This is a genomic window from Poriferisphaera corsica (assembly GCF_007747445.1).
Classification (GTDB): Bacteria; Planctomycetota; Phycisphaerae; order Phycisphaerales; family Phycisphaeraceae; genus Poriferisphaera; species Poriferisphaera corsica.
Map to the genome: position 1 here is coordinate 3,550,409 of NZ_CP036425.1, position 19,334 is coordinate 3,569,742.

Here is a 19,334-nt window from a genome sequence, read left to right on the forward strand (position 1 = left end):
CAGATTGAGCGCCTGTAAGTTCGAGGCTATGAATATGCAAACATCAGACAACAATGAAGAGATTGATCACAGTCGGTCTTTGGGACGGATACGTGGGCTGCAACGTTTTACGGTTTGGGTGGTCGCGTTGCTTGCGCTTGCGGGAACGGCGGTGATGACTTTGAGTGTGCTGCGTGACGGGGCGCCGGGGGCGAGGAATCGGATTTCAGATGTGAGTCCTGAGGGGAAGGTGCCGCTGCTTTTGGACGCACCGAATTGGGAGCTCACGGATGCTTTCAATCAAACTGTAAGTCAGGATGATTACAGAGGTAAGGTGGTGATTTATGATTTTATATTTACAGAGTGCGCGTTGGTGTGCCCCATCATGTCGATGCGGATGGCGGAAGTACAAGACACGCTAAAGAAAGCGGGTGTACAGGATCAGGTGCGGTTTGTGAGTATGTCGGTGGATGGGAAGAACGATACGCCGGAGGTGCTGAACCGGTATGGGTATGATGACGAAGTGGGCGTGGGAGCGGATCCGGCAATGTGGCATTTCGTAACTGGTGACCAGCAAAAGGTTTGGGAGATCGTTGAGAAACAATTTTTGTTGCCACTTGAGAATCAGCCTGAGGTGACGGGGATGCCGATTGCACATAGTGCGAAGTTTGTGTTGGTGGATAAACAGGGGCGGATCTACAACTATTATGACCTTGATCACAGTGAGGAGCGGAGTGCGCTGCTGGCTGATATTGAGCGGTTAATGCGCGAATAGCTGCTTTTGATGGGTAGCTGTGCGAGCGGTGTGAGGAGTTTTTGCGCGCGAATTTGGCTGAGAGCTTGAAGATTTTCAGAGGCGATTGGATAAGGGAAAGGACGATAAGTGTATAGTGGGGCGGGTGATTAAAACGCGCTGCACTAAAAAACGCTTCACTAACGCGTTGGCCAATCACATGATTGCGGATATGCATGGCGTGGTGGCTGCGTTTGAATACATGATGACCTAATGCAGTATCTAGAGCGTCTTGCGTCATTATTTACTCGGTGGCAGTATGCCGTTATATGAAAAGGCTATTTTCGTAGGCTGCTGCCGATTGTGGCTTTGAGTTGATATGGCAATTAATGACGCAAACGGCTCTAGACGAACTGTGGTGAAAGATTGTGATATGAAGAAGGATGCCAAGAATTTGGAATTTACGCCGCCCCGGTTAGACCAGGTCAGGGATTTGTTTGAGCGAAATCGGCCAGAACAGGATTCGTTGTGGCTGGTGAGGTTACCGCTATTTGTTGGTGTGGGTGTGATTGTACTGCTGATGTTGACGAACAATTTGGCTTTGACCATCTTGTTGTGGGGTGTGTTTTTGGGGGTGTTTGGTGTGGCGATGTGGCGGGTGAGATGGATGCGAAAGCTAGAACGCGAAGGAATGAGGGTGGATGAACTGGCGATGCGACGGAAATATGTGGAGGCGTTACGGGGTGCATGGACACTGCTTCCGCAGGCAAGACGGCGGCATGGGTTGTATATGCGGATGGCTAATGTGATTGCGCATTGTTTGGGTGAATTAAAGTGTTATGAAGCCAGTGCGGAGGCATATGACCAATTAATAGAGCGGCTGCCGTTGGAGGGTGATGGGGTGAAACAATTGCGCGTGTTCCGAGCGATTGCGTGGCTCATGGAGGATCGATTGGCAGATGCTGATAGTGCGCTACGGGCGATGCGGGGGGTGAAAGATGATTACAAAGGAACCATCTTGGGGGCAACGGTCGCGTATGCGGAACTGCTACAATGCGTGAAGACATTTCACTTTGAAGAAGGATTTTTATTATCTAATCGATTGTTAGATGACATCCGGCCAATGGGAATTGAGGCGGGGTACGGACATGCCCTGATGGCGACATGCTGTTACGAGATGTCAAAACGCGCGACCGGTGATGAAGAGAGAGCGGGGTTAATGGAGAAAGCCAAGACCTGGTGGAGAAATGCGGTGTGTCTGATGCGTGAAGAGCATTTATTAAGCCGATTGCCTGCTGAAGTAAAGAGCGGGAAGGAGATGTTTCGTTCTGGGGCTTAGTGGCGATTGAATTGGGTTTAAACAATTCGAAATGCCCCATGATATACACATCGAATGAAGCGCGTTTGAGGTAAGATGAAACAAGGTATGGATCATAAACAACAGAACAAGCAAGTGATAAGCCGGGTCGATTTTTCGGAAGAAGAATTGGCAAAACAGCTCAAGGTAGATGGGCTATTACGCTGGGGATCGTTGGCGATTCTGGGCGGCGTGTTTGTATGGTTTTTACTGTTTGGCCCAAGCGGTCAAGGTGAAAATGGGGGAAGCGGTTTTGAAGGGAGTGGGCTGCTGATGGTGCTTCTGATTGTGGGCTGGTTCATGTTGAATTCGGTGAACGCACGAACGGGACGAGAACTGGGTCAGATATCGGGGCTGGTGGATCGCGACCCGGGAAGAGTGATGGTGTGGGCGGGGATGGCGTTAAAAAGGAAGCCGCTTTTGAAGTGGGTTCGGCTGATGATATATCACCGGCTGGCAATGGTGCGTCACAGACAAGGTCATTACGTGGAATCCGCGGCGATCTGTCGCGGGGTACTGAAGCATGGATTGGGGCCGGCTGAGGGATCCAGAGGGCATCTGCTGCTGATCTGGGCTGAGGCGTCAATAGAATTAAGAGACATGACTGGTGCCTATGAGGCGCTTAGGCAATTGCATGGGATGCGGTTATCTTTATTGGAAGGGCTACAGCGGCTGTGCTTGCAGATTCGGTATGAAGTTATTGTGGGAAATGATGCGGCAGCGGTGGGTAATCTGGATAACAAACTGGAAATGCTGGAGTTGTTGCCGGCAGCTCAGTGCGGCGTGGTGCATCGATTGCTTGCAGTCGCTGCGGAGCGGATTGGCGAAGCTGAGATGGCGGAGTATTTGAACAAACGTGCGAGACTGCTGTGTACTGAAAAGCAGTTAGAGGGATTGGGAATGTCGGTGGTGAATCGGCCACTGAGCAGGGAGGCTAGTTTATAAAAAATGCAGGTGTGTGGATGAAAGTAGGTGGGATTGGCAGATGTGTGGCGGCGGGTGTGTTATGATTTGCGGATGCTATTTCTAGGAAATCTATTGCCTGAGGTTTGGTTTGCGGATACGCATGGTTTGCTGTTAATGGCGATCGTGGTGTTTGCGATGTTCTGCGTGATCAAAGGGGCGGATTGGCTGGTCGAAGGGGCGGCAGGGATCGCGAAGAGATTGGGGATGCCTGAAGTCATTATTGGGGCAACGATTGTAAGTTTGGGAACGACAACGCCTGAGGCTGCGGTGAGTGTATTAGCGGCTTGGTCTGGGGATGCGGGGCTGGCATTAGGGAACGGCGTTGGCTCAATCATTGCAGATACAGGGCTGATCTTCGGGGTTGGATGTTTGATGTGCGCTTTACCGGCTGATCGCTTTGTGCTCAGTAGACAAGGGTGGGTACAGTTCGGGGCCGGTTTGTTGCTAGCGTTACTATGTGTGGGGGCTTATATGATCATGGGGGATGAGGCGGTATTAGGGCGATGGGTGGGCGTATTGCTAGTCGGGCTATTGGTAGGCTATCTTGTGATTAGCGTGAAGTGGTCACGGATGCACCCGCATGGCGAACCGAGGCTTGTCTCAGAGGAAGAGACAGTTGAAGCGAGAGGATATGAAGAACGGAGCAAAGAGGATCGTGGCGTGGGGGTATTGCTGGGAATGGGTCTGGCGGGGCTGGTTTTGGTCATATTTTCAGGTGATGGCTTGGTACAAGCGGTGACAGTGCTGGCAGAGAAAGCGGGGATTCCGCAGGTGGTAATCGCGTCTACATTGGTTGCTTTTGGTACAAGCTTGCCTGAGCTTGTTGTGGGCGTAACAGCGATCCGAAAGGGGCATGCTGAACTGCTGGTGGGGAATGTGATTGGTGCAGATATTTTGAATGTACTGTTTGTGATTGGCGTAAGTGCGATGGCTGCGCCATTGGGTATTGTGGACATGAAGGCGAATGTACCAGAGATCTTCTTGTATATGCATCTGCCGGTGATGGTAGGAATGCTGGTGCTGATGCGCATATTTATAGCAGGCAGCGTAAAGACAGGCGCGTTCAAGCGTTGGATGGGTGTTCCGTTGGTGGCGGGGTATGTGTTCTTTGTTGGCCTTCAGTATTGGCTGTCTGCTTAAGTTTACGTTGACGTCGGATGTGGGATGTGAGTGAAGTAAAGCCGAGAGGCGCAATGTATTGTTGCGGCTGCTGGTTGGGTTGTCGATCGGATTGTTTTTCATCTTCTGGCATGATGCATCCTTTCTGTTTACGTATCTATTTTGCAGATAGAACAAAAGGGAAACAGATGCAGATATTGCAAATGTTGTGGAGTACAGTGCGATTTCTACGGGGTGTACTGGTTGATTCTTAAAGAAAGTGTGCTGGTTTGCGCCTGAGGGGGTATCAGCCTTCTAGAAAAAACATTTTCAGGTACAGATACAGTGTGATATAATTGATACCAGTACAGTTTATATAAAAATAAACTGTACCGGTCACTTCACAGGCAAGGTGTGCCTGTTGGGCAATAAACGTATGACTTAGGATATACATATCCTCTTTGAGGCTGAATTTGTGCCGAATGGTTCTGATCGAAAGGCGAAACGATGAGCCCGATTGAAACGTTAAAGAAGAACAGCCCGTTGACGCGCGGGGAAGGCGGGGCGCTGTATGAACAATTGGCGGATCGGATTGAGGGAATGATTGTTGAGGGGGTGTTGCTGCCGGGCGATCGTGTGCCTTCAGTGAGAAAATTGAAACAGCAGTTTGGTGTAAGTATGTCGACGGTATTAGAGGCGTGCCGCTTACTGGAAGATCGGGGGCTGGTCAGTGCGCGGCCACAGAGTGGGCATTATGTCCGAGAGAATGTAACGGGAAAAAAACTGGACGAGCCAAGCGATAGTCGACCAAAGGCAAGAGCGGTGAAGGTCGACCGTGCGATGTCGTTGAAATTAAAATTATCCATTGAAGATGAATCAATACTTCATTTTGGCGCAGCAGTGCCGAACACAAATTGCTTTCCTCAAAAAACAATGAATCGATTAATTGGCCAAGCATTGCGTGAAGAAAGTGAATTAGTTCATAAGTACAACACACCGCGCGGTGTGGAAGAATTTCGCAAAGCGGTATGTAAGCGCATGATGTACGGTGGTATTTCGGTTGGGCCTGAAGATGTGTTAGTCACTAATGGCACCAAAGAAAGTGTATATTTAGCGCTTAAGGCAGTAACGAAACCTGGAGATACAGTTGCGGTAGAAAGCCCTACATACTTCGATTTGATTGTAACGTTAGAAAGTTTACACCTTAAGATTTTACCATTGGCGACAAGCCCAAGAGATGGGGTCAATTTTGATAGCTTAGGCAAAGCACTGCAAATGAAGCAGATTCAAGCAGTCGTGCTGATCACTAATTTCAGCAATCCGCTTGGCGTGTGCATGAGCGACTCAAGGAAGAAGGCGTTAGCAGGAATGCTGGAGCGATACGATGTGCCTTTAATTGAGGATGATATTTACGGTGATCTGTGTTTCGGTGAAGAACGGCCTAAGACTGTGAAGGCTTATGACAAATGCGATCATGTGATTTATTGTTCGTCGTTTAGTAAAACAATTTCCCCTGGGATGCGTGTCGGGTGGATCGTGCCGGGCAAATATCAGGCGAAGGTTGAGCAGATTAAATTAGCGATCAATCAGGCTGCTCCGACATTAGGGCAGATCGCGATGGCTAAATACTTGAATGGAGGAGGGTATGAGCGGCATCTGCGCAAATTAAGAAAAGTATATCAACAGCAAACAGGGTTAATGCTGCAATACTTATCACAATATTTCCCAGAAGGAACCAAAGTGAGTCAGCCAACGGGCGGACATGTGCTCTGGGTGGAGATGCCTGTGGGTGTGGATTCAGTACGGCTGCATGATGAGGCGATTAAAGAAGGAATTGCGATTGCACCGGGCCCGATTTTCAGCCCACGTGAAGAAGATTTTTTGAACTGCATGCGGATCAACACAGGCCTGCCATGGAGCGAACGGATTGAGCCGGCTATCAAGCGATTAGGCGAATTAGCTGTCGAACAATTGTGGCGAAGTGGCGTGAGAAAGAAAGCAGTACCACGAAAAGGGAAACTGAGCGGATTGGTGTAATTCCTACGGGGTCTTTTGTGATTCAAAAAGAGGGTAGGCTTGGGAAGGTGCGGCGAATTGGTTGAAGAAAACGATTTGGAAATGGCCGTCTTTGTCGGTATTGATGATGTAGCCGGCGGGGACAGCTCCGTAGCGGTATGGCAAAGAAGATGAGTTGGGGTCGTGATGCGGATTGATGAGCTGAAGCATGTCTAGATCTGCATGCAAATCTTGATGATAGTCAACTAAATGAGCAATGGGATGGGCGATGATTTCTTCGACGCATTGCTTGACGGATTCGAGAGTTGGAGGGGTGTCGGGTTTGATTGAAGTTTTGACGTTTGATTTTTGGAACTGAGAAGCCACGTGTTGTAATAGTTGGTGGTTGAGGTGTTGGGGCTCATTATCATGTGAGTTGAGAAGTTGCCAGAGGCCTGAGTAGAAATAGCGTTGCTCGCTGGCGAGTTGAAATGGGTGCAAGCGAGTCGATGAGGAGGGGATTGAATCGGTGCTGTTGTATTTAACGATGTATACGGCGAAGGCAATGATCGCGAGGGATAAAATATATTTGAGCTTTGCGGTCGTGATGGGTTTGTCGCCGATGAAAAGTATGAGAATGAAGGGTATTGCGAAGACGAGGGTAGCGAGATTGATTGCCTTGATCGATGCGGCAGCGGTGGAATGATATTTTGGCAGATAAGGTGAAGCGATTATATTTGTCAGATACGCATCGTCTTTCATTTCGCCGGGCTGGAAAGTGCGGCTTAGCTTGGTGAGCATAACAAGCGGCTTGGCGCGGTCTTCGGCGATGACATAAAAAGTGTGATCATCCTCGGAAGATCGCGTTTGAGCCAGAACTTGTTTGATCGTATCGATGTAAGGCGGATAAAAAAGTTGGATTTCTGATTCGGTTGTATGTGAGTCATGAAAGTAGCCATAATTTTCAAACGGCTCAAAATTAATGGCGGCGGCGCGTTGAGGCTGAAAGCCATCGGCGGACATTTTTTGGTGAGCGAAGATATAAAGGTCGATGGCACAAGCTTCATTTTCGACGGCGGTGAGTGCGAGGGGGTAAACGGGAGTTGCGGTTTTGAAGGTAAAATTGAGCGGTGTGGGTGAAAAAGCGAATTGGTTTTTATATTGAGGTTTGAGTGTGATGCATGCAAAGTTCCAGTTTTGACTGACATATTTTTCGATGACGGGCTGAGCTTCGGAAGGTATGCGGTAGTTGTTATCGTTTAGATAGTCGATAAGGGCGGCAGAGGTTTGGGAGGTGATTGTGGTGATGTTGTATGGGCCGACGGATTGACGTGAAGTGATGTCGATATTGGGGGGTATGACGGAAAGAGAACGGCGAGCAGCACCTAATGCGGGCAAAAATATGGTGATCAACACAAACACGCAAACGCAAACGAAAAGCGCGTTCCAGAACACCACTTTTCGAGCGGCGGCTTTTGAATCATGCTGACGCTTGAGGGCTTGATATCGGTAGATACCGATGATGTAGAATAGTGTTAGAAATGCGATGCCGATGTAATAATGCGTGATTTCTGATTCAGAGATGACGTATGGTCTTGTTTTAATTTGCAGTGATTCAAAAAAGTTGGGGTCGGCTACGGTGATGGTCGGTGTGGCGGGAAGGGGAACAACCCATGTGAATTCAGCGGGGATATCTTGAGGTTGTTTTTCGGTGATGAAATGCGTCTGGATGATGAGGGATTGAGTTTGGGTTTGATCGTTGTAGATGATGATGGCTTGCTGCTCGGGGACGGGGAGTTTCGCGAAATTGGGGCGTGCGAAAATTTTGCCATCTGCATGAACAACCTGCGGTGATAGGCAAAGTGAAATCAAAACGAGAATCATGAATGTGATTAGGTGACGCATTGCACTGCTCCGGAAAAGTGGTTGGCGATGCGTTCATGATATGCTATACGCAATGTACTACAAAGTCATATTAATTCTAATCTTCCAGTGCGAATAGATCTGCGGGGTTTTGTGACGTGCTGATCCGAAGGCCAAGATGCTGTGCCGCGGCTGTGGTAAGTTGGCGGCCTTTGCGTGTGCGAGCAAGGAAACCGATTTGCAAAAGGTACGGCTCAACAACTTCCTCAAGTGTACCAGCGTCTTCGCCAAGTGTTGCGGCGATCGCCTCGAGTCCGACAGGACCGCCGTCATAAACATCGGCGATAACCTGCATATATTTACGGTCGAGATCGTCAATACCAAGGCTATCAATACCCTCAAGGCTAAGCGCCGCATCGACAACAGCCGGGGTGAGTTCGCCACCAGCTTTAACCTGTGTAAAGTCACGAACACGCCGAAGTAAGCGATTTGCAATACGAGGTGTACCTCGTGAACGAGAGGCAATCGCGCATAATGCGTTCAGAATATCAGATGAAAGGTTAGAAGTATCGCCAATAGATTCTAAGTCACTATTAGACGGTATAAGATTCATGAGGCGAGCCGAGCGCGTGAGGATGGCAAGAAGGTCAGACTCAGAATAGAACTCAAGATTATGCGTGATACCAAAGCGAGAACGCATGGGGCCCGAGATCATACCAGCTCGAGTGGTTGCACCGATGAGCGTAAAAGGTTTGATGGGCAAAGTTATGGTTTTAGCGTGCATCCCCTGATCGATCTGAACATCGATTTTGAAATCTTCCATCGCTGAATAGAGGTATTCTTCCAATGAAATCTGGAGGCGATGAATTTCGTCAACAAAGAGAACATCGTGTGGTTGAAGTTTGGTGAGGATGCCGACAAGATCACCGGGCTTGGTAAGAGCGGGGCCTGCGGTGACGGTGACGTGGGTGTCCATTTCGTTGGCAATGATATGAGCCAGAGTGGTCTTTCCGAGCCCGGGAGGGCCATGAAGCAGAACATGCTCCATTGGCTCTTTGCGCTGCTTGACGGCAGCGAGTGTAATTGAAAGTTTTTCGACAAGCTTGGGTTGGCCGACATAATCATGGAGCGATTCCGGCCGCAGTGAGAGGTTAAAGGTTTCCTCTTGTTGCGTGGTGGTCGCGGCGGAGATGATACGTTCTTTGGCCATGCGTACTCGCGGGTAAAATGATCGTTGGTGTTAATGAACAAAGACTATTTTAGCAAAAAGTTAGGGTTGCTGCCCCTCGAAAAAGCCGCAAATTGCTGATGTAAATCACGTAACAAGGAAACTGAACTGATTAGTTCGCAACTGCAATCAATGTGCAAAGTTCGACGAGAACAAGAGGATTATCCGATGAGGTTTTTGCCTTTGTCCTCATCATCTTCAGACACTTGGTTGCCGTGGACGATGATTGGGTCGATTTCGCCTTCGATATTAACGTTACCGTTGGGATCGATAACACAAACTGGAATCTTATTCGCTTTCCAGTCTGCAAGCGGAAGGAGGGGCCAACGCTGGGGCGTGCTGCGGTTCGGCTCAACAGTAATATAAGCACCACCAGGAGCAAGGCGGTCAATAATTAAACGTGGGCCTGATAACAGATAGCCCATTGCTACCGCACCGCGCGGGTAGAAAGCAAGCTGATTATTGACGTAAGTGTCAATGTAGCCGAACGATTGGTATCGCGTATTGGACATGATCTGCATGTCCCAATAGCACTGGGCATGACCGGCTGGAATCCGCAGATAAACAGCAAGATGATCACGCCACATATTTTGCGAAACCCAAACATTATCAGGTTCAGCAGAAGTGTGTCCATTACCGTACTGAGAGTTATTCTCTCGGATCGCAGCAACGATGTCGGTTTTAACACGCTTGAGATCGAGAATATCAGGCTGCCCAATGATGTGCGGAAGGAAAGTACCGTTCGCAGAATAGATGGAATAGGCATCCCAGCCAGAATCTTGATTAAAGGTTACCATCTCGCCGGTTGCATCATCGATCATACCGAATGAATTTTTTTCAAGGCAGACCGCATAATGATCAACCAGCCAAGCAGAGCGTTCAATTTTCGTAATCGCATCTTCCGCGATTTCTTCACACTCTTTGGCTAACTCCTTGTTAGGCGTTTGCTGAAGAATCGTTGAGACCGCACGAAGTGCAGCAACGCGCTTGACTGCAAGATAAGTCTGCTTTTTCGCGAACTGAGTTGCGTGATTCGCATCATCAATCGTGTTCGCATTGCCTTCAGAAGTGAATCCAGATCCATCCCGATCCACATATTTGAGATATGTCGCAAGTCGTTCGATGAGGCCTTGATGACGATGCGCGACAGAGCGGTCGGCCGTCCAGTGCATATATGCCTGCAAAACAAGGAGGAATGAAGTCGCTTCCTCAACAGGCATGTCGTGCGGATAAGCTTGGCCAGTGATTTGAGTCCCAACCCCAAGATCGTGTGGCATATACGAACCACCTGAGGGTTCGTGTGGAATTTCAAAAGCTGCCCATTGATCAATCTGCATCGCAAGCAACCGCGGCCAAAGCGTGAGATACCAAAGCGAAACATTATACTCAACATCCAGCGCCGAATGATAGGTACAGTTACCTTCCCAAACAGAGAACCACTGCTTCATCGGCCCTTTCTGGTCACGGATATCACACCAGAATGTGCTGCCAAGGAACGAGTGGAAAGACTGATTGATCAGATGACGACGAGCCCCACGTAGCGGGGCCTGTTCCATGATTTTTTCAAAACGTCGTGAATGCGCAAGCCAATCATCGCGATTAGCCACAGCGTCAGCCATAACCTCGTTGACGTCTAACCAATGGCTGCAATAGCGGTAGGTTGCGTCACGCATTTCAGAACCGTCTTGAACTTTCAGAATCGGATCACGTGTGTAGGCTGCCCAGATCAATCGCCACTTAATACCTGATCCCGATTCGGAGATCGGAATTTCATACTCAAGCCCTACCCCATCATCGCCCGCAAACGCTTCATCCATGACCTCGCACCCCGGATTGAGGGATAGGATGCGTTCCTGAACATGAACCGGATCCAGTTCTGCACCTTCTTTTGAAGAAGGACCATCCTGCGGGATCAAGTCATTTTCATAAGCAAGGTTGATCTGACCATTCTTACCACCCTCACCCACCTTGACCGAAAGCTCGGTGTCGGGACGTTTGATACGGATAAAGAGTTTAACGCGCTCCGGACGTTCACCGCGATGCTCGCGCCAACGCCAACGATCGATTGGGTGGACACGCATTTCAAGATAAAACGCGGGAAGCAAACACAATTTTTCATCTTGCGGGTAGAAGATACTGTGAACATTAAACTCGAAGCGAAGACGATAATCTTCTGAGTAACCGCGGTAGGTGATGGAATTAACGCGTTCGAATTGTTCACAGTTACAGAGCTCTTTACCATCAACTGTAAATGGGAGCACGCGACGTGTACCGTCAGGCTCAACAAGGCCAACCTGCAAGTCAAGAGGCTTATCAAGTAAACGCCCCATCGCGCTATGCAACACCCGCTTCTTATAAGGTTCAAATAAGAACCCGAAGCGGCTACCCAACCTTGCCATTGTCCACGTCATTAATTGCATAGGTTTAAATTCCCAGAGCCCTGAACGATCACAGGTATTTTACCAATTCGCGATAAGTATGCTGTGAATTGTGCCAGCGAACCAGAACAGATGAAAGGGGGCGAGTCATCTACGTCATCGTGGGAAGACATGCCAAGTGATCAACCATCTGTGAGGTACTCATGTTTCTCCTCTAAAGATTACTCAATTGAGAGCGAATCGTCACGTTTGTGCAAGCATAAACACAATACTCATACCCACACCGGTCAATCATCGTCCGAATAACTGCGGTACTGCAGTATATCTCACGCATTGAGAAAAATCGCAAAAAGCCCGCTACTTCCCTCAATTCACACATGTCCTCAAATCGGCATCGTACGCTGCAACCGCGTCACCACTGCCACAACGGTCTCAATTGCATCCTCAATTTCTGCCTCGGTCGTATACCGGCTAAGCGAGAAGCGAACCGACCCGTGAGCCAAGGGTTCAGCAATTCCCATTGCGCGTAACACAGGACTAGCTTCTAAACTCCCACTACTGCACGCCGCCCCCGCACTGGCACACACACCTTTCTCACTCAACCCCACCAAAATTGCCTCCGCTTCAAGTCCTCGAAACGCGATGTTTGTCGTGTTCCACAAACGCTCTGCCCCCACGCAATTAACCACAGCCAACGGCTCTGTGCTCACGTCATTCAACTTCTCCAGCACCGATCGCTCAAAATGATCTCGCAAACCACGTAAGCGCTCAATACCATCAGCATCACCCACAAACGCACGCGCCAAATCTGCCGCTACACCCATTCCCACAATACCAATCGTGTTCTCAGTCCCAGCCCGTCGCTCACGTTCCTGCGGGCCACCTTTCTGCTGAGCCTTTAACCGAATCCCCGTCCGCAACCACAACACCCCCACACCCTTGGGCCCGTGAAACTTATGGCTCGCCAACGTCAGCATATCCAGGTTCATCGCCTGCACATCCACTAACAACTTGCCCACGGCTTGTGTCGCATCCACATGAAAAACAATCTTCGTCCTGATCTGCTGACGATCCGTCCAATCACGGGCTCGCTGTATCGCATCTGAAATCCCCTCCATATCCTGAATCGTACCCGTCTCATTATTGGCCCACTGGATCGTTATCAGGATATTCGCCGGCAACGCCTCTGCTCCAGCCACATCCTTGATCGCCTGCTCTAGTTGATTCGAATCGACCAAACCATCGATATCAGTTGGCAATTTAACAACCACACAACCTTGCCTATCTAGAAAATCGACAGGCCCATGCACCGCAGAATGCTCGACCTGCGTCGTAATGATCGCCGACGGGGCTCCTGCAGGATTGATCAACCCCAGCACCGCTAAATTATTCGCTTCAGTACCACCAGATGTGAAAATGAGTTCCGCAGGGCGACCACCAATAAGCCTTGCAACCTGCGTTCGCGCCAATTCCAAACGCTGACGTACAGATTGCCCAAACCGGTGTACTGACGATGGGTTCGCCCAACCACTCTGGCTCATTTCTAACATCGCTTGCGTCACAGGCTCCGCAGGCATCGTTGTCGCATTATTATCGAGGTAGATCCAATCCATCACCTTATTGTAGCCACGAGTTTCATAACCCCCTAATCCGCAGCAATCCGGAGCGGAATCACCGTCAAAACAAACCACCCCAATCAACCATTCAGAGCATTTAGCATAGTAACTCGCCACAGAAACAGAACCATCAGCAGGTTCGCAACACATATGCAGGAAATAGGCAACAGCCTGCTAATCAGCGCAAAAATATTTACGATAAATGCTCTACAGCTCTATATAAAACTACCTGCAAATGTACCCGGATCAACCGTTTCAATCTCCAGTGGAAACTCAAGAATATGATGATTGATATTGCCGTTCACAAACAGTTCACACTTTCCGCCTAGCTCATATTCCACAAAACCACGCACGAGTTCTTCTGCCAATTTCGCGTAGTCATGCCTCCCACGCTCTCCATCCTTAATATGGCTGAAATTCTGCCGCCACGTCAACCGCAGAGTATGCCGATCTGGCTCACGCAGTACCTCCCAGATCAATTTCAATGTCCCTTTCACCCGGTGAATCGGAATGGCCTGCCCCTCAATATTATAAACCTCAAGCAGCGCCAAAATCAGCGGCATCACCTGCCTCGGCTTCAACATCACCGCCGGCCCATCAATCACCACATTCAGCTTCCGTGAAATCATGTAATCCCGCGGCACAGCCAACCCACGAAGCAAATCTCGAAAATCAATATCACCCCATCCCGTCTGAGCCAGCGCATCATGCACCATGCTCATCACCTGAATACGTCGTTGCATCGCATTCGCAAAACCATCCACCGTCTTACTCCGTTGGCTGGTCAGCTTCAACAAACTCAGCAAACCTGCCAAGTTGTTCCTCACACGATGATTCACTTCCATAACCAACTGACGGTTAGAGTTCGCCAAACGCTGATAATGTTCTTTCGATTCACGCAGCGATTGCTCCGAACCCATCCGCTCTGTGATATCTCGACAAACTCCCACCGTAAACGTGTGCGTCCCATCATCATTAAAAATCGGTGTCGATCGGCAACGAAACCAAACAATATCACCACGTGCATTAATAATGCGATAATTAATGTCCGTTGGCTCAGCATTCCTCACATCCGCGTAAAGCTGCTGAAAAATATCAATATCGTGTGGATGCACCATATTTCGAAACTTGTTGAAATCATCAAGTATCGTTGAGCTGTCGTAGCCCGTAATCTTCTGATACGCCGGCGACACATACACCGATCGCTGATTGATGACATCAAATACCCAAAACAAGTCATCAATATTCTCAATGAGCATCTCGAAATACTTATTCTTATTCGCAAGCACATCGCTCGTCAGCTTGCTCACATCATCATGCTCAATGGATGTTATCTCTTGCCCAGCATCGCTTGGCATATCACCGCTCCCTGATAACAAGATTCATACACCGCAACGACTCTCATATGCAGACACGTCATCGTAACGACTGCCATACACAATTGGCAACTAAAATTGTATTGATTATCAGAGAATCCTGAGACAGGTAAACCTTTGTTGAGCGATAGGTTAGCACGCTCCAGACTATAGCCCGGACTTCGCACCATCCCCACCACAAACACACATACTCGCACACCCCGCCCACCCTGTTATCATACTGTTCCCGTTCTGGCCGATCCGCTCGGTTCTCGCCGGGCCTGTGACCAGTTTCGTCCGTGGAGACGCATTTTATGCTGTGGTGTGGACGAAAAGGAGCTTTTTCTCATGGATTCATTTAACTACAAAAACGGTTCTCTCTTCTGCGAATCTGTCAACGTCGACAAGCTCGTCGACCAAGTCGGTTCCCCCGCCTACATCTACTCCGCAGAAACCTTCCGTAACCACTACACCGCCCTTCGCGACGCTTTCGCCGAGGTCGACCCCATCATTTGCTACTCGATCAAATCCTGTGGCAACCTCCACATCATCAAACTCTTGGACTCACTCGGCTGTGGCATGGACACCGTCTCAGGCGGCGAAGTCTTCCGCGCCAAACAAGCCGGCGCCGACATGTCCAAAATCGTCTACGCCGGTGTAGGCAAAACCGATGCCGAAATCACCCTCGGCATCAACGAAGGCATCGGCTGGTTCAACATCGAATCAGAAGAAGAATTTGAAAACATCGCCCGCATCGCCGAAACCCTTGGCAAGCAAGCTCACGGTGCTCTTCGCGTCAACCCAGACATCTACGACCCAAAGACACACGTTAAAACCAACACGGGTAAAAAAGAAACCAAGTTCGGCGTCGACATCGAGCGCGCCAAGCAATTCTTCCGTTCCTACGGCAAAAACCAGCACTGCCGCCTCGACGCCATCCACCTCCACATTGGATCACCCATTTACTCACCTGATCCCTATGTCATGGCCATCGAAAAAGCACTCGTCCTCATCGACGAACTCCGCGCCGAAGGCTTCGAAGTCAACACACTCGACATCGGCGGCGGTTACGCAGCCGACTACGAAACAGGCAAATCGCCCTCATACAAAACATACGCCGACGCCATCGTTCCGCTCATCAAAGGCAAAGACCTCAAAATCATCATCGAGCCCGGCCGCACCATCTCCGGCAACTCAGGCATACTCGTCGGCGATGTCCAATACATCAAACAAGGCGGCAACAAAAAGTTCGCCATCCTCAACACCGGCATGCACCACCTCCTCCGCCCTGCCATGTACGAAGCATTCCACTTCGTCTGGCCAACCGCCGTCGCACCCGAACACATGGTCACCGCACGTACCGACAACATGGATCTGCCCAACCTCGAAAAATTCGACGTCGTTGGCCCCATCTGTGAATCCTCAGACACCATCGCCAAAGAACGCATGATCCCCGCCGTCAAACGCGGCGACCGCATCGCCATCTTCACCGCTGGCGCCTACGGCATGGTCATGGCCTCAAACTACAACGCCATGCCCCGCCCCGTCGAAGTCCTCGTCGATGGCACAGACGCCACCATCATCCGCAAACGCGAAACCTACAACGACGTCGTCGCCCTCGAACGCGACACCGAGCAAGTCCTGCTCTAAACAACAATTTTCCCCACAAGAAATACCAACCTAACCACACAAGCCCGCACGCTCAGCGTGTGGGTTCTTTTTTGATAACCACCTAACACTCGCCTTCTCAAGCCTCGCACCGCTGGTGCGGGGGTGTCATCCCATCCAATGCCACCCACTTTCCATCCATCCCCCCGATCACCCCGATCATCCCTCACCTTTCCCCATTTCTGCTAATTTCCGCCTCCATCACCCCTCTTCTAGCAATCTCCCTTGCATCCAACCCACACAAGTGCAAAATAGACCTGACCTTGTGATTGAAATAAATACGAATCACCTACGTCATACTAAACGGATACAGGGCATACACCTGTCCTATATCCATTCGTCCCGGGCCACATCAACGGTTTTTCCAAGAGGTTGTCATGCCACACATCGAAGTCGCACTACCCACAGGCATCAAACGTCTCACCCTTCCCACCACCTTCGGCAAGATCGTCACCATCGGTCGCAGCGCCGACAACGCGATCCCATTACCACACGACAATCTCGCCTCACGTCACCACGCTTCCATCACCCTCACCCCCGGCGGATACGTACTCGCCGACCACAACTCCTCCAACGGAACCCTCATCCAAGGCTTTGAAATCGTCAAAGTCGACCTCAACCACGGCATGTACTTCCAAATCGGCAACACCCAATTCCGATTCCTCGAAGCTATCCCCGAACAAGCTGAAGCATTCCCCCAACCAACCACCGCCGCTGACCGCGCTTCCACAGCTGCCGCAGCCACACAGCAGCCATCTGCCGCAACAACATCCTCCGCAGCCGGAGGCATCAAACTCAACCTCTCCGATCCCGTCGAATTCGACGACGATCAGCTCGCAACTGATCCATATGCCGATGATGACGACCCCTACAACGAACCAGACGCCACCCCAACCTACGCCATCGGCTCAATCCCCGCACTCGCAACCATCGGCCGCCACGTCCCATTCGACGCCTCCGCCATCGCACTCATCAACGCACGCGCTCAAATCGTCCACGATGCCGACGCCGACGACCAAGCCACCGCCGAAACACTCCAAATCCTCCGCATGCTTGTCTTTGGCTGCGTCCGTTCCGGAGCCTCCGACATCCACATCGAGCCCAAACGTGAAGGCAGCCTCATGCGTCTCCGTATCGACGGTGCCATGGTCGAAGTTTGTGCCATCACAACCGAAACCATGCGGCGCATCTTCTCACTCGTCAAAGTCCTCGGCGACATCGACATCTCCAAAAAATCAATCGTCCAGGAAGGTCACTTCTCCTCCAAAGTCCCCGGCCGCCGCATCGACTACCGCGTCTCTTTCACCCCCTCAATGTTTGGCCAGAAACTCGTCCTGCGTGTCCTAGACCCCGTTAACTCACCTCAACGCCTCCGCGATCTCGACCTCCCCGGCTGGATGTTCAACAACATCAAAGACGTTTCCAAGCAAAACACCGGCATGGTGCTCATGTGCGGCCCCACAGGCTCCGGCAAAACAACAACCCTCTACTCCATCCTCCGCCAAATCAACGCACAAATCCGCAACGTCATCACCATCGAGGATCCCATCGAGTACGAGCTTCCCGGCATCACCCAGATCCCCGTCGACGATGGCCGCGAACAAACCTTCAACTCACTCCTCCGATCGTGCCTTCGCCAGGACCCCGACGTCATCGTCGTCGGCGAAATTCGCGACGCTGAAACCGCCACAACCGCCATGCAAGCCGCAACCACCGGCCACCTCGTCCTCTCAACCACTCACTCCAAAGACACCATCGGCACCGTCTTCCGCCTCCTCGACCTCGGCTGCGAACCCTACCTCGTCGCATCCACACTGAACATCGTCCTCGCACAACGCCTCGTACGTTCGCTCTGCCCACACTGTAAAGAGAAACGCAAAGCCACCTCCAACCAGATCCTCAAAATCGGCCGCACCATCGAAGGGGTCCCCCCACTACACGTACCTGTCGGATGCCCCCAGTGTTTCGGCACAGGCTACGCAGGACGCCGCGGCGTCTTCGAACTCCTCGTCGCAAACGACGAACTCCGCGACATCATCCTCAACAACCCCAACATGACCTCCATCAACAAAGCCCTCGAGATGACCATGTTCCGCTCACTCCGGGATGCAGGCATCGAGCTCATCATGAACGGCGAAACCTCATGGGATGAAGTCGCACGCGTGGTTGGTTTCGAATAAATCACCCATCGACAAAACCGCTTTTTGTTAATTCAAATCACACAAGGCCAAGCACACGCTTGGCCTTTTTCTATCCACCCATTAGCTAAATACTATTACCTAATGCTTCTCCCCATTCATGACTATAAAACATCCGCATTGATACTTATATGACCTTCTCGCTCAACGTAATCAACCACTTTTCCACCTCTTCTCCACCACAACATGCTACCCTCTTAAACGCACACCAACGCTCAACATTTTCTCCACGCCTCCGGCATTCCCCACACCAAACACCCTATGATTCTGTTGAAATATACCGGTAAAAACAGTCAGGAAAAGAAGTTTGGCAATAACAAAGGATTTCACTAACTTCTAATTCCAATTTTGCCGAAAAAACATTTGCACCCATGTCGATGCGCTATTAGCATTGATTAGAGCGGTTTGCGAATCCTCTTGGTCAACACGACTGAGTCGCAACGGCAACTGGCACACCAGCCTTTCTTTTCGCCGCAACGACCTATAACAGTCCCAAACCAATTGAACACGTAATCCGTTTCGAGGCGCGTGTGTATTTTGACTAGTTTCCTACCTCATTGGGGGTTGCTATGCAGCTTAAGATTTACTGGGACGAAAAAGATCACGACTGGCTATACGAAGTCAACGACGAACCTCCTCGACGTCTGGCTTCCACCGGCATTCATATGCCCCATGGTGCCATCAAGTCCGACTTTTCACATGCAGCAGCCAAACTCGCCGAACATCTCCACTACGATGCCGACGACTTTGACCATTATCGCAAGATGACCGTCTACCACGGCCGCGAAAAGGTCGCACGCTTCCGCTACAACGACGACAACGACTGGACCATACTGCCACTCAGCATCAACTAACCTCCCCCACTCACTCATTCCTCAACCCAACATCGCCAGCTATGCT

The 19,334-nt window shown here is 50.4% G+C and carries 13 protein-coding genes; 8 read left to right on the forward strand and 5 right to left on the reverse strand.

Features of this window, described 5'->3' with window-relative positions; genetic code table 11:
• Nucleotides 1–28: 28 nt before the first annotated feature.
• The 5 genes from KS4_RS14495 to KS4_RS14515 all read left to right on the forward strand — a co-directional run bounded on the left by KS4_RS14495 (nucleotide 29) and on the right by KS4_RS14515 (nucleotide 6,170).
• A complete protein-coding gene (locus tag KS4_RS14495) occupies nucleotides 29–754 on the forward strand; it encodes an SCO family protein (protein ID WP_145079665.1) in 726 nt (241 codons plus the stop codon).
• 337 nt (nucleotides 755–1,091) lie between these two features.
• The gene (locus KS4_RS14500; protein WP_145079668.1) at nucleotides 1,092–2,051 is read left to right on the forward strand and encodes a hypothetical protein; all 960 of its coding nucleotides are present in this window, start codon (nucleotides 1,092–1,094) and stop codon (nucleotides 2,049–2,051) included.
• A gap of 87 nt (nucleotides 2,052–2,138) precedes the next feature.
• The gene (locus KS4_RS14505) at nucleotides 2,139–3,014 is read left to right on the forward strand and encodes a hypothetical protein (RefSeq protein ID WP_145079671.1); all 876 of its coding nucleotides are present in this window, start codon (nucleotides 2,139–2,141) and stop codon (nucleotides 3,012–3,014) included.
• Nucleotides 3,015–3,041: 27 nt separating this feature from the next.
• Nucleotides 3,042–4,175 carry a sodium:calcium antiporter gene (locus tag KS4_RS14510; protein ID WP_145079674.1) on the forward strand — a complete coding sequence of 378 codons (1,134 nt, stop codon included), beginning with the start codon at nucleotides 3,042–3,044 and terminating at the stop codon, nucleotides 4,173–4,175.
• Between the two features lie 465 nt (nucleotides 4,176–4,640).
• A complete protein-coding gene (locus tag KS4_RS14515) occupies nucleotides 4,641–6,170 on the forward strand; it encodes an aminotransferase-like domain-containing protein (protein WP_145079677.1) in 1,530 nt (509 codons plus the stop codon).
• A gap of 3 nt (nucleotides 6,171–6,173) precedes the next feature.
• Here the strand turns inward: KS4_RS14515 and KS4_RS14520 are convergent, their stop codons facing one another.
• The 5 genes from KS4_RS14520 to KS4_RS14540 all read right to left on the reverse strand — a co-directional run bounded on the left by KS4_RS14520 (nucleotide 6,174) and on the right by KS4_RS14540 (nucleotide 14,571).
• Nucleotides 6,174–8,033, reverse strand: coding sequence for a DUF2330 domain-containing protein (locus KS4_RS14520; RefSeq protein ID WP_145079680.1), 1,860 nt, complete (start codon nucleotides 8,031–8,033; stop codon nucleotides 6,174–6,176).
• A 76-nt stretch (nucleotides 8,034–8,109) separates the two neighbouring features.
• A complete protein-coding gene (ruvB, locus tag KS4_RS14525) occupies nucleotides 8,110–9,201 on the reverse strand; it encodes a Holliday junction branch migration DNA helicase RuvB (protein WP_145079684.1) in 1,092 nt (363 codons plus the stop codon).
• Nucleotides 9,202–9,380: 179 nt separating this feature from the next.
• Nucleotides 9,381–11,639 carry a glutaminase domain-containing protein gene (locus KS4_RS14530; RefSeq protein ID WP_145079686.1) on the reverse strand — a complete coding sequence of 753 codons (2,259 nt, stop codon included), beginning with the start codon at nucleotides 11,637–11,639 and terminating at the stop codon, nucleotides 9,381–9,383.
• 341 nt (nucleotides 11,640–11,980) lie between these two features.
• Complete coding sequence (locus KS4_RS14535; protein WP_200761305.1) at nucleotides 11,981–13,210, reverse strand: cysteine desulfurase family protein; 1,230 nt, start codon at nucleotides 13,208–13,210, stop codon at nucleotides 11,981–11,983.
• 218 nt (nucleotides 13,211–13,428) lie between these two features.
• On the reverse strand, nucleotides 13,429–14,571 hold the full coding sequence (locus KS4_RS14540; RefSeq protein WP_145079692.1) for a PAS domain S-box protein: 1,143 nt from the start codon (nucleotides 14,569–14,571) through the stop codon (nucleotides 13,429–13,431).
• A 345-nt stretch (nucleotides 14,572–14,916) separates the two neighbouring features.
• Here KS4_RS14540 and lysA point away from each other — a divergent pair, with 345 nt between their 5' ends.
• The 3 genes from lysA (at nucleotide 14,917) to KS4_RS14555 (ending at nucleotide 19,288) form a co-directional block, all read left to right on the forward strand.
• Complete coding sequence (gene lysA, locus KS4_RS14545; RefSeq protein ID WP_145079695.1) at nucleotides 14,917–16,218, forward strand: diaminopimelate decarboxylase; 1,302 nt, start codon at nucleotides 14,917–14,919, stop codon at nucleotides 16,216–16,218.
• Nucleotides 16,219–16,613: 395 nt separating this feature from the next.
• Entirely contained in the window at nucleotides 16,614–18,416 is a 1,803-nt protein-coding gene (locus KS4_RS14550) for an ATPase, T2SS/T4P/T4SS family (protein ID WP_145079698.1), read from the forward strand.
• Nucleotides 18,417–19,003: 587 nt separating this feature from the next.
• The gene (locus tag KS4_RS14555; protein ID WP_145079701.1) at nucleotides 19,004–19,288 is read left to right on the forward strand and encodes a hypothetical protein; all 285 of its coding nucleotides are present in this window, start codon (nucleotides 19,004–19,006) and stop codon (nucleotides 19,286–19,288) included.
• The last annotated feature ends 46 nt before the right edge of the window (nucleotides 19,289–19,334 follow it).